At 32.5% G+C, this 13,020-nt stretch carries 13 protein-coding genes; 9 read left to right on the top strand and 4 right to left on the bottom strand.

Going from position 1 to position 13,020, the window contains the following annotated elements; genetic code table 11:
- Positions 1-59 precede the first annotated feature (59 nt).
- The 4 genes from B3C18_RS05035 to B3C18_RS05050 all read right to left on the bottom strand — a co-directional run bounded on the left by B3C18_RS05035 (position 60) and on the right by B3C18_RS05050 (position 2,929).
- Positions 60-647: a hypothetical protein gene (locus B3C18_RS05035; RefSeq protein WP_291143379.1), complete on the bottom strand. Its 588-nt coding sequence runs from the start codon at positions 645-647 to the stop codon at positions 60-62.
- A 345-nt stretch (positions 648-992) separates the two neighbouring features.
- The gene (locus B3C18_RS05040) at positions 993-1,271 is read right to left on the bottom strand and encodes a hypothetical protein (protein ID WP_291143382.1); all 279 of its coding nucleotides are present in this window, start codon (positions 1,269-1,271) and stop codon (positions 993-995) included.
- 117 nt (positions 1,272-1,388) lie between these two features.
- Complete coding sequence (locus B3C18_RS05045) at positions 1,389-2,462, bottom strand: DUF932 domain-containing protein (protein ID WP_291143385.1); 1,074 nt, start codon at positions 2,460-2,462, stop codon at positions 1,389-1,391.
- 56 nt (positions 2,463-2,518) lie between these two features.
- Positions 2,519-2,929: a single-stranded DNA-binding protein gene (locus B3C18_RS05050; RefSeq protein ID WP_291143388.1), complete on the bottom strand. Its 411-nt coding sequence runs from the start codon at positions 2,927-2,929 to the stop codon at positions 2,519-2,521.
- Between the two features lie 865 nt (positions 2,930-3,794).
- Here B3C18_RS05050 and B3C18_RS05055 point away from each other — a divergent pair.
- The 9 genes from B3C18_RS05055 (at position 3,795) to B3C18_RS05095 (ending at position 13,000) form a co-directional block, all read left to right on the top strand.
- Entirely contained in the window at positions 3,795-4,478 is a 684-nt protein-coding gene (locus B3C18_RS05055) for a hypothetical protein (protein ID WP_291143391.1), read from the top strand.
- A complete protein-coding gene (locus tag B3C18_RS05060) occupies positions 4,475-6,781 on the top strand; it encodes a DEAD/DEAH box helicase (protein ID WP_291143394.1) in 2,307 nt (768 codons plus the stop codon). Before B3C18_RS05055 ends, B3C18_RS05060 begins: the two co-directional genes overlap by 4 nt.
- 12 nt (positions 6,782-6,793) lie before the next feature.
- Positions 6,794-7,333, top strand: a complete 540-nt coding sequence (locus tag B3C18_RS05065; RefSeq protein ID WP_291143397.1) for a hypothetical protein — start codon at positions 6,794-6,796, stop codon at positions 7,331-7,333.
- A gap of 46 nt (positions 7,334-7,379) precedes the next feature.
- Complete coding sequence (locus B3C18_RS05070; protein ID WP_291143400.1) at positions 7,380-8,114, top strand: hypothetical protein; 735 nt, start codon at positions 7,380-7,382, stop codon at positions 8,112-8,114.
- A 301-nt stretch (positions 8,115-8,415) separates the two neighbouring features.
- Entirely contained in the window at positions 8,416-9,624 is a 1,209-nt protein-coding gene (locus B3C18_RS05075) for a hypothetical protein (protein WP_291143402.1), read from the top strand.
- Positions 9,625-9,812: 188 nt separating this feature from the next.
- On the top strand, positions 9,813-10,532 hold the full coding sequence (locus B3C18_RS05080) for a hypothetical protein (protein ID WP_291143405.1): 720 nt from the start codon (positions 9,813-9,815) through the stop codon (positions 10,530-10,532).
- Positions 10,533-10,627: 95 nt separating this feature from the next.
- Positions 10,628-11,104, top strand: a complete 477-nt coding sequence (locus B3C18_RS05085) for a hypothetical protein (protein ID WP_291143408.1) — start codon at positions 10,628-10,630, stop codon at positions 11,102-11,104.
- Between the two features lie 178 nt (positions 11,105-11,282).
- Complete coding sequence (locus B3C18_RS05090; RefSeq protein WP_291143411.1) at positions 11,283-12,191, top strand: hypothetical protein; 909 nt, start codon at positions 11,283-11,285, stop codon at positions 12,189-12,191.
- 71 nt (positions 12,192-12,262) lie between these two features.
- Positions 12,263-13,000 carry a hypothetical protein gene (locus B3C18_RS05095; RefSeq protein WP_291143414.1) on the top strand — a complete coding sequence of 246 codons (738 nt, stop codon included), beginning with the start codon at positions 12,263-12,265 and terminating at the stop codon, positions 12,998-13,000.
- Positions 13,001-13,020 lie beyond the last annotated feature (20 nt).

Genomic DNA, 13,020 nt, shown 5'->3' on the forward strand with positions numbered 1-13,020 from the left:
AAACCAACTGTACTAATCTACTTGCCCAAATCCGCTATAGCAATTGATGGTTGGTACTTTTATTTATTATTAATTTCGTCAAACACTTCATCTAATTTTTCAAATTTCAAAACACTAAAATTTTTGCTTGGAAGCCACATTCCGTTTTGTTCTTCATAAAGAATTGAAAAATCTTCACTATCTAAGTATTTTTTCAATATTTCTTTTGCTTTACCCCGATTAATTTTCACGGTTTGTTTGTATTTTTCAAAGTATTTTTTCGGATTATCATTAGAATTTGGGACTGAAGTAATCGTTAATTCATTAATGGTTGTTTGAGCAAAAGTTTGGTATGCAACATATATTATATCTCTTTTAACTATTTCATTTTTCACTCTCTCTAAATCATTTTCAAGAACTGGTTTTGAAATTTGAACGTGTAATTTTTTTTCGTCTAATGATATAAATTTTAGTGTTCCACCATCTTCGTTAAAATCGCGCGAATCTGCTAACATTTCTTTTAAAGTTGAAAATTTTTTAAGTGCATTTCCACTTTTACAATTTCCAGTATTTTCTACCGTATTTGTTTCTTCATATTGTGCTTCTTTATTTTCAGTTTTACAACTTACAATTACAATTACAGATAAAATTAGTAATATTTTTTTCATATTTTCTTTTAAGGATATTCTTTCTTACACGGGTTGCAATGCCCACCAACGTTGCGCGGTTTTGCGCGGTTGTGAACTTCTCAGGGAGAATTTTCGGGTAATGTAAAATTTCTTGCAAACGTAAAGACAATTTAACACTAAATTCGTAATCTTGCCAAATGACTTTTATTCGCAGTTATTTTAGTACGTGTACTAAATGATCCTTTATGTCATAAAGATTCATTCCGAAATTTTGAGCGTCCTCGGGTCGAATAGCAATAATCAATTTACTTGAAAATTTATGTTGCAAAGATGCTTTTGCAAATGATTCTGCAATTAAAGCAATCATCTTCTTTCTAGAAATTTTTACCCGCCCTCTACCTGATATTCCTTTTCTCCCTCTTCCCCTTTTAAGATAAGCAGATGGGTGTTCCATTCCCCTACTGCCTCCCTTATGATGGCTACAAGCTTTTGGGCGTACTTTTTTTCGGCTGTCTGGCTTTTTTTTGAAAGCCCCACTTCTATATACTTGTCCAAAATATGCCAATACATACGGGCTTCCTTGCCTGTACTGCGGTGTTTGCTGACAAATTCATTGTAGAGATACAGTATAAACTCAAAATTGTTGCTGTGCTTCCTTGCCATAATTCCTGCGCTTTATGTTATTGAATTGTGCAGATGTCAAGCCCTGCTACCGCATCACTAGCTCCTGATTTTAAAGGCTGTCACAGTTTTGCAACAGCCTTTGGTTTATCTGCCTTGCTAATTCAGGTTAAGGATTTCTGCTCCATCTGCCTGAAAAGCCGTGCACAGTTCAAATGCCTTTTGGGCTTTTCCCTGGGCTGTTCCTCCCATGACAATGGACTGCAGTTTGGCTTCATTGTCCTTGTATTTACGCACATTCTGATAGTAGCCCGTAACTCCATTGTAAGCCCCGAAAAGCGTGCCTTTGGTCGTGTCCATCTGCTGTGATTCGCTTGCCATAGCGTACGCAAAAGCATCTTCTACGGTATTTTTAAACACGGTAGACACTTCATCCTCTGCCCCTTTTTTGATTAAAGCGAGTGTTTCGGTATTGGGACATAACGCCAATTGAATCAGTTTCTTAACTTCTATGTCTGTTACTTTTACTTTAGACCATTCATTAAAGATGCCCTCTAACTGACTACTGAGTCTGTCCGCCAGTCCCATTACTTTATGGGCATCGTCTAAGCGCTGTTTAGCACCTGATGTATGGCGGATGCGCACCACGTTGCTCATAGAGCGCAAAGAAGCGTTAAGAGTGTTTTGGCATACGATGCGGATGGGCGTAAAAGCCGCAGTAATACTTCCGCTCCCGTCGTGGGAGGTGGTCAGGAAAATGTACTTTTCGGTCACATCATCCCCGTTTCCAACACGAATATAGTCAGGGAGTTTGGCGGTAATAAAAATGCGTTCCCCCTGCCCGAGCGCCCCTGCTGTTTCGTACAGTATACCGTCACCCCCGCCTACAATGGCATCAAAAAAGCTGAAAGCTTCACGGTTCTGCACGATTTGGTAGTCTTTCCCAACCACGCCCAAAACGGCATTGCTGTCGGTGCGAATGGTGGCAAAGCAGTCAGGTACTGCCAGTTCAGTACTGCCTATTTCAATACCGCCCGAAGTTTGGATAATGCCTGATGCTTTTGTATATAGAGAGCTTTTAACCACCTCATAATCAAGCCCTGCATGTCTAATGGCTTCTGAGCTTGTCGGGTACTTCTCCACAATCTGCCCGAGCCCGTGCCATGCTTTTTCCTTTACGCTGAAAAAAGAATACTTTCCTGTCTCGCTGTTGTAATTGATATTATGTGCCATGATATTTGATTTTAAAAGTTTGAAAATAAAATTATTTAGAACCCTTTAATGCCTGCTCAAAACGGGATGTCGTCCTCAGGCTCTTTTAAGGTGGCTTTTTTGTTTTCTCCCTGCTCTGCAGTCTGCCCTGTTTTCACCGCCTGCACCCCTTCGGATTTCTTCCCGCCCCCGTGCAGTTTGATATTCGAGGTATTGAAGTTCAGCCCCGCGCGAGGCTCACCGTCATTCCCTGTCCATGCCCTTGCGCTTACCATACCAGTGAGCTCCACCACCGTGCCTTTGGTCAGCCACTCGGCAACCCTTGGGCTTATCCAGTAAGCGCACTCGAAAAAGGTGGTCTGCTCCACCTTGTCGCCTTTTTTGTTTTTGTAGCTCTCGTTGATGGCTACTGAAAAATTTACTACCTGTCTGCTGTCTGACAATGTGCTTACTTTCGCATCTTTTGTCAATCTTCCTGTAATATTCATGATTTCTAGTTTTTAAAATTTTTACTTTATTTTTCCCGTCCCGCATTTTTACTTTTTACTTTTTTTTACTTTTCTTTTTTTTTGAAATTTTATTCGGCAATGAGAGCAGGCGCTGTTTTGTTTCATCATTGCTTTTTTCAATATTTCAATTCTCATTTCTGACATTTTTTTTTATTCGTCTAAAGAGCCGCAGTATGCTATGTTTTGTTTCATGAGCATAAAAAGGTGAGTGTCCGGCAAAAGCAAGGCTCTGGCAAAAAATACAACCCGGAGGGGGTGGAGATTTTTTGGCAAGACCTGAAAGGCCCGGCCTTGCTTTTGCTAAAGGACACGGACTACCTTTGCTCCTGAAATAAGACAAAAGCATACAGGGTCTTTGATAAAAACTAAAAGGGAAGCAACAGGGATATTATGGATAAAAAGCCGTTAGGAAGAAAAGCAAACAGCTTGGGGATGAATTCTAAAAAGAATTATTAAATTAATTCATTAAAATAAATTAAAATACTTTATTTCTTTTATCGAAAAACACGTATATATACCTACCCCTTTATACAACATAATTGATATTTTTGAGAAAATATGTAGAAAGAAATATGGTTTTCCGTAAAATAAGTACAAATCAATCCTGCACCTTTGTTTTGGAATTTGTAGTACTGATTAAACATTCAATATGTTGTGTTACGCAAATTTGCCTTGAAATATTATTAAAACGATCTGATACTCAATTATTAATAACTAGGAATCAATAATTTAACTACTTTTATTACTTGTTTACATACCAACAATTTCAAATTGATCTCCTATTTTATTAATCATCAGCTGTCCCAGTTATATTTTTTCACATTGATAAAAACATTTTATAATTATGAGTGGATATAATATTGTTGATCATCAAATGATTGATAAACACATAATTTTTATTCGTATTAATCCCACTGAGATCGCATTAACCTTGAAAGAAGTTTTCGATTCACTTTCGGACTTGGCATGGATAAGTGCATTTGACGGACATTATCTGCAGACTGGTTATAAGACCAGGGCAGAACTCTCCATTGCTTATATCGCCGCAAATATTATTGGTCCACATGATGATGCAGTTACATCTGAATCAGGAGAATATGTTGTGTCAGAATTGGCACGTAAGACAGTTGTAGATTATTTAAAATACTTGCACATTCCATTAGGTGACTTAATAAAAGAAAAAGAAGCGGTTAACCACGGTTTTGATTTTTTTTCAAGAAATCTAAATGAAGTGCTCCTGTTTGGAGAAGCTAAATATAACAAACGCGATAATGCATATGGTACGTCCTTTGAGCAGATCATTAGATTCGAAAATGAAAAACGTGACCATTCAGACCTTATAGATATCGATAGATTTTGCTGTGAAAATTCTAAAAATAATTTTTCAAAAGGGATGAAAGGTTTTATTGCGGCATTTGCCAGCAAGAAAACAAGCACGCCAAAATTAATCGCAGGAATTAAAAAAAATCGCCATTTTATAGCCGCATCAAAGTTTACGGAAGTAATTTGTATTGCCGTTAACATATGAAGGATGTCATTAAAAATATTCAGAACAACGTTGATATTGACGGGATTTTCAGCTTCGTTTTAAATAATCTATATCGAAATGGGCCCGTTTCTGTTACTGATATGGAAATTTTAACTTATTTATCATTATACCGTCCTGAAGAATTTAAAACTCATACTAATACCATATTAAATTATATGGCAATTTTTTATAAAGAGACAGAACGCAATACGCTAAAGGAAGTAGTATTTGGTCAATACAAGCGTTACATTATTGATACCTATCACAAATCATATACTCCAATTCAAGCCGATATTGTAAAAGGGATCAACTCGAATAAATGTTTTAGCTTTTCGGCGCCTACCAGCACAGGAAAGTCTCATGTATTTATGAATTTAATTCAAGATTGTAAAAATGATATCGTTGTAATTGTGCCTTCAAGGGCATTGATTAATGAATATTATTTAAGATTGAGCAGTGCAATTTTAAACAAGGAGGTTAATATATTAACTTTTATTGACAAGATAAATACCAACTTTGCTACTAAAAATATTTTTATTGTTACCCCTGAGAGATGCAGGGAGCTATTTAGACAGAAAGAATTATTCAATATTGATTTGTTCTTATTTGACGAAGCACAATTAAGCAATGAGGATTCTAAGCGTGGATTGTATTTTGACAGTATTGTACGACGATGCTATAAAGCTTTTCCTGACTCTAAATTTGTTTTTGCTCATCCATTTGTAAAAAATCCTGAATCACAAATCGAAAAGAATCATTTTAATAGGGAAAGTTCCTATTCAATTCAATATACTCAGAAAAACGTAGGACAAATGTTTTTATGTAAAGATGCAAATTGGAATTTTTACCATTTTGGTATTGATACTGCAGTTATGGGAGCGAGAAAACAACTTGCAGACTTTGATCCAATCTCAAAAACAATAAAAAACGGAGGATCGGTTCTATTTTATGTGTCAAAAGCTAAAATTTATAAGGGAGGCATATTAACCAATTTTAGCAGATATATTGACCTTTGTCCTGAGATTAAAGGTAGTAAAATTGATTCTTATATTGAACGGTTAAGCCACTATACAGGCGGTGAAACTTCGCCAAATAAAAGCCATTATTCATTACTTCTGGCTCTTTTAAAAAGAGGAATTGTCATTCATCACGGTTCTCTGCCACTGCAGACGCGGCTTATAATTGAGGAATTTACAAAAGAAGGTCTATGCAAAATGTGTTTTGCAACATCCACCCTTGAGCAAGGAATTAATATGCCTTTCGATGTTGTATTTTTGGACAGGATGGAAAAAAGCAAACCGCTTTCTGTAAAAAATTTAATAGGGCGCGCTGGAAGATCATCAATTGATTCAAAATTTGATTATGGCTACGTTATAGTTAACTCACCATCGCGAATGGGAAATTTTAGATCCATAATGTTACAGGACGAGATACTGGATCGGGTATCTTCTCTGGAAAAATCAGATAAACATGATGAGGATTTCAACGAATTTAAAGAGGCCATATTAAATGACACTTATTCTGATGAATATAACCTGTCTGAGAAAGATCTTGAAAAGTTAACTTCAATCAACATAGAGAAGATAATAAATGAGATATTAGATTCACTCTTTTACGGAAATAATTTAATTTCCCTATCAGATATTAATGAAGACAATAGTTTCAAAGTATTATTGTATGACAGATTTGAAACACTATATTCTATTTATCTTGGACGCGATTTAGAACGTGGTGAAAGCAATGTATTAAATACCGCAATTAAAATAATTTTGTGGAAAATCCATGAAAAAACCTTCAAGAATATCTGCTGGTACAGATATGCATATGCAAGTAAGTCACATGAGCGGGAGATTTTGAAAAAAAACGGGATGCTTACAGACGATATAGAAGCCGCTTTTTTTACTGAATATAGCGACATACCCAACAAGAATCATCCAGTATATAGCTTGTTCCCGATTGGCACTAAAGCGAAAGATGTTTCTTACGATCTTATAATGTACGATACTTATGACTATATTGACAAACTTATCGGTTTTAAACTAAGTGATATTTATTATGCGGCACTTTTAAAATTCTATAAAAAAAATGGAGATGAAAGATCCAATAAACTAGCAAAATATATCAAATATGGAACAGATAACGATCGTCATATATGGATGTTAAGATATGGTCTTTCATTCGAAGATATCGAGATACTGGATGAACATATTGAGCGAATTGGCTCTGATCAAATTACATTTAAAAGTTCAATTATAAATGTTCCAGACATACAAAAAGAGTCTGTTCAAAGATTTTTAAATTAATAAACTAAATATATGCTTGAAATTTTAAATAAAGCAATTGGCTTTATAAATACCTACGGATTGGCGTCAGTTATAATATTAATGATTATTGCTCTGTATAAAATTTACGTATCAAGAATAAATTTGTGGGCCAAAAGAGAGGAATACTATAAAATTATGCTAAATAATTTAGGAAGGTGGAGTGAAGGGCTTTCTATAGGCCTAGAATATTTTATAGAGCCTGGCTCAGAATATAGTAATGATTATAGAGATAGTTATAATTGCAAAAAATGTAATGAGAATAGTATCCCAGCACGGCAAGAACTCAAAGATAATATGCATTTCGGTCGTCTTTTTTTATCTGTAGCAGCTACAGAAAGTATTGATGAATTGTTAAGTGAGGAATGGCACCTGTCCAATTTTGGTTCAATTTGTGAAAAGGACTATTTAGAATCTACTCTGAAAATTGTAACCAAGACTTATGAATTGATTCTAAAAGATGCGAGAAATGATTTGAAAAAGTCGCATACTAGGGAATTAATAACTGGGCTATTTAATAGCTCGTCAAATTAAATTATCTTATTATTAACTCGCTTAAAAAGCGTACTGAAAACGACACGTGAATCTACTTGATACAAATACCAAAATTGAAAATAACCTAAAGCAAATTGAATTTTATCAATCGCTTTATCAAAAAATACAGAGCAAGTTTTCATTCTTAATTGTTGTATATTCATTTATTGGACTTTACATTGTTGAAATAATCAAATTTCCATTTAGAAAGTTTGATTACACTTATGTAATTTTTAGTATTATATTTATAATAACCTTGGCAATTTCATTATACCGAACGTATTGTTTAGTTCAGCCTGAAAATGTTTCATATTTAAATGAGCCAAAGTATTTTTACAATGATATTCTGAATGATTATCAAGAGAAATTAAGAACAGATGATGAAGAAATTCTGAACGAATATTTAAAAGTTACCTACCTATTAGAACTTGAGGATGTGTTAGAAAATAACACGAAAGTATATCGAAAGAAAAGTAATGATTTTTATAAAGTGTTTAAAGTACTAATTCCAACTTTAATTCTTTATCTAGGCTTATCAAGTTTTGTAATAATTCAAAAAAAGGAAGAACAAAACAGTATTTCAATTCAAAACTATAAAGAGATTTTAAATTATATAATAGAAAAAAATATGAGTGAAGATAAAAAGCCTGCTGATAAAAAGGTTGAAAAACCTAAAATCGACCTTAAAATGGTCATAAAAACAGCACCAATAGTTGTAAAAGAAAGTGTAATGCTGAATAAACATATTAGTGATAGCAAAGATAAGGGTAAGAAAAAGTAGTTGACATAGTTTGCATTTTGAACTGTGCTTTAATAAGCAGTCAGGAAGAAAAGCAGTGGACATCGTTATGAATTCGAAAAACAGTCCTCTAAACCTAGTTATTACTGTAGAAAAAGCCCGCTAGAATTAATTAACGAAGCCACTGCTGTACAGCTGAAAAGATTTGGTATTTATTCTTATATTCGCCTAAAAATCTTACTAATACACAAAGCCAGCTAGAAAAATCCGTATTGTCGCCATTGTATGTCTAATATAAATTAGCCAGCGGCGAGTGTATAAAGACAATAACAAATAGAAAACGATGAGCGAGTTATTCAGAAAATATTATTTAGGTGATTTTGTAAATGAATACAGAAAATCGCTTTTTGAACGAATTGACAAATTGGAAATAACTGATAATACAAATATTTCCGAACTTGTTGAAATACTAAAATCTGAATTCACTATTTATCCAATTGTTATAGGGCAGCCAGAACCTTCACCACCTAGAGAAACAACCAAACAAATGTACAATGATTGGGGCCAATTGTATAACCAAAAAGTTCTCGAGATTACTGTTACGATTCCATTTGAAGGCAACTATAACTTGTTTTATTGTATACCGTCACGATCCACGATAGTATATCTTGAGGATAATGTTGTCATTGGTCAGTCTAATATTAAGGCGATAATCACATTGACGCAGTTTGACCAGAACGCTTATTTTTCAGAAGTAAATGAAATTATCAGCACTGTAAGCACAAACTTACCTACAATAAATGCTGAAACTAAACCTTGGAATGACAGACTTGAAAATTTAATTCAGCAAGCCTTAGAAAACAGAAAAGGAATTGTGTCAAAGAAGTTTGATTTTATGGAAAAAATTGGATTGAAAGTTAATCCAAAATCTACAGAATATTTAGTGCCGCCAACTATTACAAAAAAAGCAATTCCAACCCCGGCGACAGAAACAAGTAAAACAGTAGCAAAAGAAAAAGTTCCGATACTTCAACAAGAAGTTTATACAGATATTAGAGAAGTTTTATATAATGTCGGAAAAGCAATTGAACGAAAACCTTCATTATACAAGGATAAGTATGAAGAGGATTTACGAGATATTTTCTTGTTGTTTCTTGAAACAAGATATGAAGCTACAGCCGGTATTGGCGAAGCTTTCAATAAAAAAGGGAAGACAGACATTCTTCTCAAGTACGCAAAAGACGGAACTAATCTCTTTGTTGCCGAATGCAAGTTTTGGAAAGGACAAAAAAAATTAACTGAAGGCATAGACCAATTATTAGGTTACTTGACACATAGAGACACTAAAACAGCATTAATATTTTTTGTAGACCAAAAAGAAATGACAACTGTTGTAAGCACAATAAAAACTGAAATTATTAAGCACGAAAATTATAGCAGACATATCAAGGACACATATGAACATTCCATTAATTACGAATTTACTTTACCTGACGATAACGACAAGAAAATTCAAGTCGAAGTAATGCTTTTTCACTTTCCTAAAGTATAATGAATAAAACACCGAGCCCCTACCAGATACTACAAAGGATTTGGGCATTTGATTTAAATGGAAAGTTGGGTTTGTATTTGGAAGATTTGGGTTTAACCGAAAAATGCCGCATCTTTATTCCCCAAACCCGCCAAGCTCCAGAACGTTAGGGGTGATATCCCGTGTTGACAATAAAAATTTATTTTAAAATGAAGTATAAATTAAACAAAAAAGAGTTAGTTTTTATTAGTGTAGCTATTTGTTTAATAGCATTTTTATTTCCTTGGTTATTTATTGAAAAGGGAAATATCCTTTCCGTTCTTTCTACCGCATTTACAGCACTTGGGGCTGTAGCGACAGTTTTCACACTTTTTATTGCATTATCATTATATCAAAAATTTGGATTGGAATCACGCTTTAAAGAAAAACAAACAAATAAAGTATTTGAGCTAATTAATCATCTAAAAGGAAGGGTTTTATATTTAAAAACTACAAAATTTGAATATTTCTTGAGATTTAAAGTTGACGATATAAAAAGATTAGAAATAGAACCATTTTATAATTATATGAAAGGAAAAACCATTATAATTAAACGATCAGGTTTTGAAAAATTCACCAAAAACATTTTGGCACTTCAGTCCAGTTATTGGTTACCGCCAGAAATTGAATCTAAATTAAAATTTTTAGACATTGCTGGCTACCTTTCGAATGTTGAAAATGCAAATGACGAGCAATATGCGAGATTAGATTTTGGTTCTCCAAAAGACGAAGAATATGTTGCTACTTTTCCTAATCAATTTTCTGTAGAAGAATTTATTAAAAATAAAAATGAACTTATTATGGAAATTGAAAAATGGTTATCAAAACATTCTGAAATTAAAGTCAATCTAAAAATGGATATTGGTGAAATTGAATTAAAGGAAAATTGATGCCACCGCAGTTGATGGCAATTCAAAAAAAGAAAGAAAAAATTGAAATTTGTTTAAAAAATTTAATTCACATTTAATTCAGAATAAATTAAAGGATGACAGAAATTCCATATAAAGAAATATCACTATTAATTTTAGGTACATTAAGTACATTTTTGATTTGGAGAATTCAGTATCAAAAGGATAAAATTAAGAATATTGAAAGCCAACTTTCAGATAGAAAATACAAAATGTATTCAGAACTTATTTACTTAATTTTTGACATAACTAATGCTGAAAAATTAGGCGAAGAAATAACTCAACAAGATATATTAAAACGAATTTTAGGTATTAAAAGAGATATGTTTTTATATGCCCCAGATGAAATGTTCAAAACATTTACAAATTGGACACTTGATCTCAAAAATCAGACAAATGGGACAAGACATTTTAAAACATATTTTGAGTTAATGAAATTAGCAAGAAAAGATATGGGGCAAATAAAAACAAAAATAAAGTTAGACGATTTTATGCTTTTTTATATGCAAGATGAATTAGCATATAAAGAATTTAAAAGAATAAATGGTTGGTAAAAAGAACTGCCACCCAAAGCCGCGACAAGAGATTTGGGTATTTAGCTTAATTTAAAATGGATTGTACTTGGGAAATTTGTACATAATGAAAAAACTCTCATCTTTACTCCCAAACCTAGCGTAGTGCCAGTAGGTTGCTAGCTATTGTAAAAAACCTTGAAATTAATAACATTCTCCGATGAAAGTATTATATATATTATTTTTTATCATTCTTATTGCTTGTAATTCCAAAGAAACTAATCTTAAAAATAAAACAGCAATTATTGACTCCATATCAACAGATAACACTAACTCTCTTGGTACAAAATTATTTTTAGATTTCCGCAAAAATATGTCCCCAGAAGAATATTTCAAGTGTGTTAATAATTTAGTTCAGCAAAAAAAAATATCTAGTGAAAGTGGTTCTCAATATTACTTAACAGGGGATTGTAAAACATTCCTAAAACCAGTTTTTGAAAATAATATTTTAAAGCGAATTGAACTTGGAGGAATTGAATGTATATATCCGCAATATGTTAAGAAGTATGGAATTCCAAATATGATTTCCAAAAACCTTACTGAAGAATACATAGAAAACAATCCTGATTACAATCCACAATTCTTTTACGTAGATGAAAAAAAACAAACTATAAAATTACCATCCGCTTTTACTGATAATGCACAAAAAATTAAGCCAGGCGAAAAAATTCTTTTACAAAATAATCAAATGACAAAAGTACTTGTTAAAGATAAGATTGAAATTTTAAGAGATTCAATAGCAATAATAATTGAACAAGAATTTTCTGAAAATCCCATTGGAAATTTCGAATCCTATTCTTTGTCTGAAAGTCCTGAAATATTAGAATATCAGAAAAGTGAAATTGGTAAGAAAAATATGGGGATGTTCGGTATTGAAAACAAGTTCATACAGTCAAATTCTAAACTTAAACATGTAATAAGAAATCCATTTTTGTTAACAAAAATAATTTATATCGCACGTGAAGATTATGTTACTGAAAAACAAAAATCAGATACTAATGAGAAGTTACAGCAAGTAAAGGAAAAAGAAAAGGTGAAACGTAATTCAAATGTGACTAATGAAATATAAAAACAACAGCTGGTAACAGCTATTACAACATTAGCGGTAATGCAAAAACAGCACTCAATTTAAATTCAACTATGGAAAATAATTACGAAAATTTCCTTCAAGAATATAACTTATTTCAAGCGAATAGAGAAATACTTCGAAATAGAATATTTGATAATTTTGAAAATGAAATCGAATTAGAAAGACTTCAGAGAATTTTTTATGAGTATCAAAATTTAGACGTTAAAATAAGGTTGGCTTTTGGCATTAGAGAAATAAGACTAAATAATTTCTTTGTTTCTGATAAAGAAAATGATTTAAAACTTTGTCATTTACTATATTATAAATTAGCTGACCTTTGGTTTGCTTATGAAACTTACATAAAATTTTATACGGAAACGGTTGGTGCATCAAAAAACAAAATCGAATGGATAGATAGTATTATTCATTTAAATTATGCTCAATCAATCGAAATTTCTCATTCGCTAGAGTTAATACAAGAAAAACTAAGTGAGATATATTCTATCCAAGCAAAAAGAGAATTGCTAATAGAATATTTAAATTATTCTTTAGAAAACTCAATTCATGGTCAACGAAGAAGATTAATTGAAATTATTGAGAAAGTAGAAAACTCACAGTTTAACTTAACAAATAACGAAATTTTGACGATTATTTATGCAGTACGGAATAACTTTGTTCATAATGGAGAAACAACTGTTGTTCCTGAAATATTTGGTTATCAAAACAAAGTAGAACTTCTTAAAATTTTATATCCATATTTAGCGGTTTTTACTTTGAAAATAAGCAATTTGACTTTCGCAAGAGTATAATGCTTTACCGCTAAAAGCCA

Origin of the sequence: Flavobacterium sp. UBA7680 (genome assembly GCF_002482975.1) — a bacterium.
GTDB lineage: Bacteria > Bacteroidota > Bacteroidia > Flavobacteriales > Flavobacteriaceae > Flavobacterium.

Excerpts from the sequence above, each read along its gene's own strand:
- B3C18_RS05065 (WP_291143397.1), top strand. The coding sequence starts at position 6,794 with ATGCTTGAAATTTTAAATAAAGCAATTGGCTTTATAAATACCTACGGA.
- B3C18_RS05075 (WP_291143402.1), top strand. The coding sequence starts at position 8,416 with ATGAGCGAGTTATTCAGAAAATATTATTTAGGTGATTTTGTAAATGAA.
- B3C18_RS05060 (WP_291143394.1), top strand. The coding sequence starts at position 4,475 with ATGAAGGATGTCATTAAAAATATTCAGAACAACGTTGATATTGACGGG.
- B3C18_RS05050 (WP_291143388.1), bottom strand. The coding sequence starts at position 2,929 with ATGAATATTACAGGAAGATTGACAAAAGATGCGAAAGTAAGCACATTG.
- B3C18_RS05045 (WP_291143385.1), bottom strand. The coding sequence starts at position 2,462 with ATGGCACATAATATCAATTACAACAGCGAGACAGGAAAGTATTCTTTT.
- B3C18_RS05055 (WP_291143391.1), top strand. The coding sequence starts at position 3,795 with ATGAGTGGATATAATATTGTTGATCATCAAATGATTGATAAACACATA.
- B3C18_RS05085 (WP_291143408.1), top strand. The coding sequence starts at position 10,628 with ATGACAGAAATTCCATATAAAGAAATATCACTATTAATTTTAGGTACA.
- B3C18_RS05095 (WP_291143414.1), top strand. The coding sequence starts at position 12,263 with ATGGAAAATAATTACGAAAATTTCCTTCAAGAATATAACTTATTTCAA.
- B3C18_RS05040 (WP_291143382.1), bottom strand. The coding sequence starts at position 1,271 with ATGGCAAGGAAGCACAGCAACAATTTTGAGTTTATACTGTATCTCTAC.
- B3C18_RS05080 (WP_291143405.1), top strand. The coding sequence starts at position 9,813 with ATGAAGTATAAATTAAACAAAAAAGAGTTAGTTTTTATTAGTGTAGCT.
- B3C18_RS05035 (WP_291143379.1), bottom strand. The coding sequence starts at position 647 with ATGAAAAAAATATTACTAATTTTATCTGTAATTGTAATTGTAAGTTGT.
- B3C18_RS05090 (WP_291143411.1), top strand. The coding sequence starts at position 11,283 with ATGAAAGTATTATATATATTATTTTTTATCATTCTTATTGCTTGTAAT.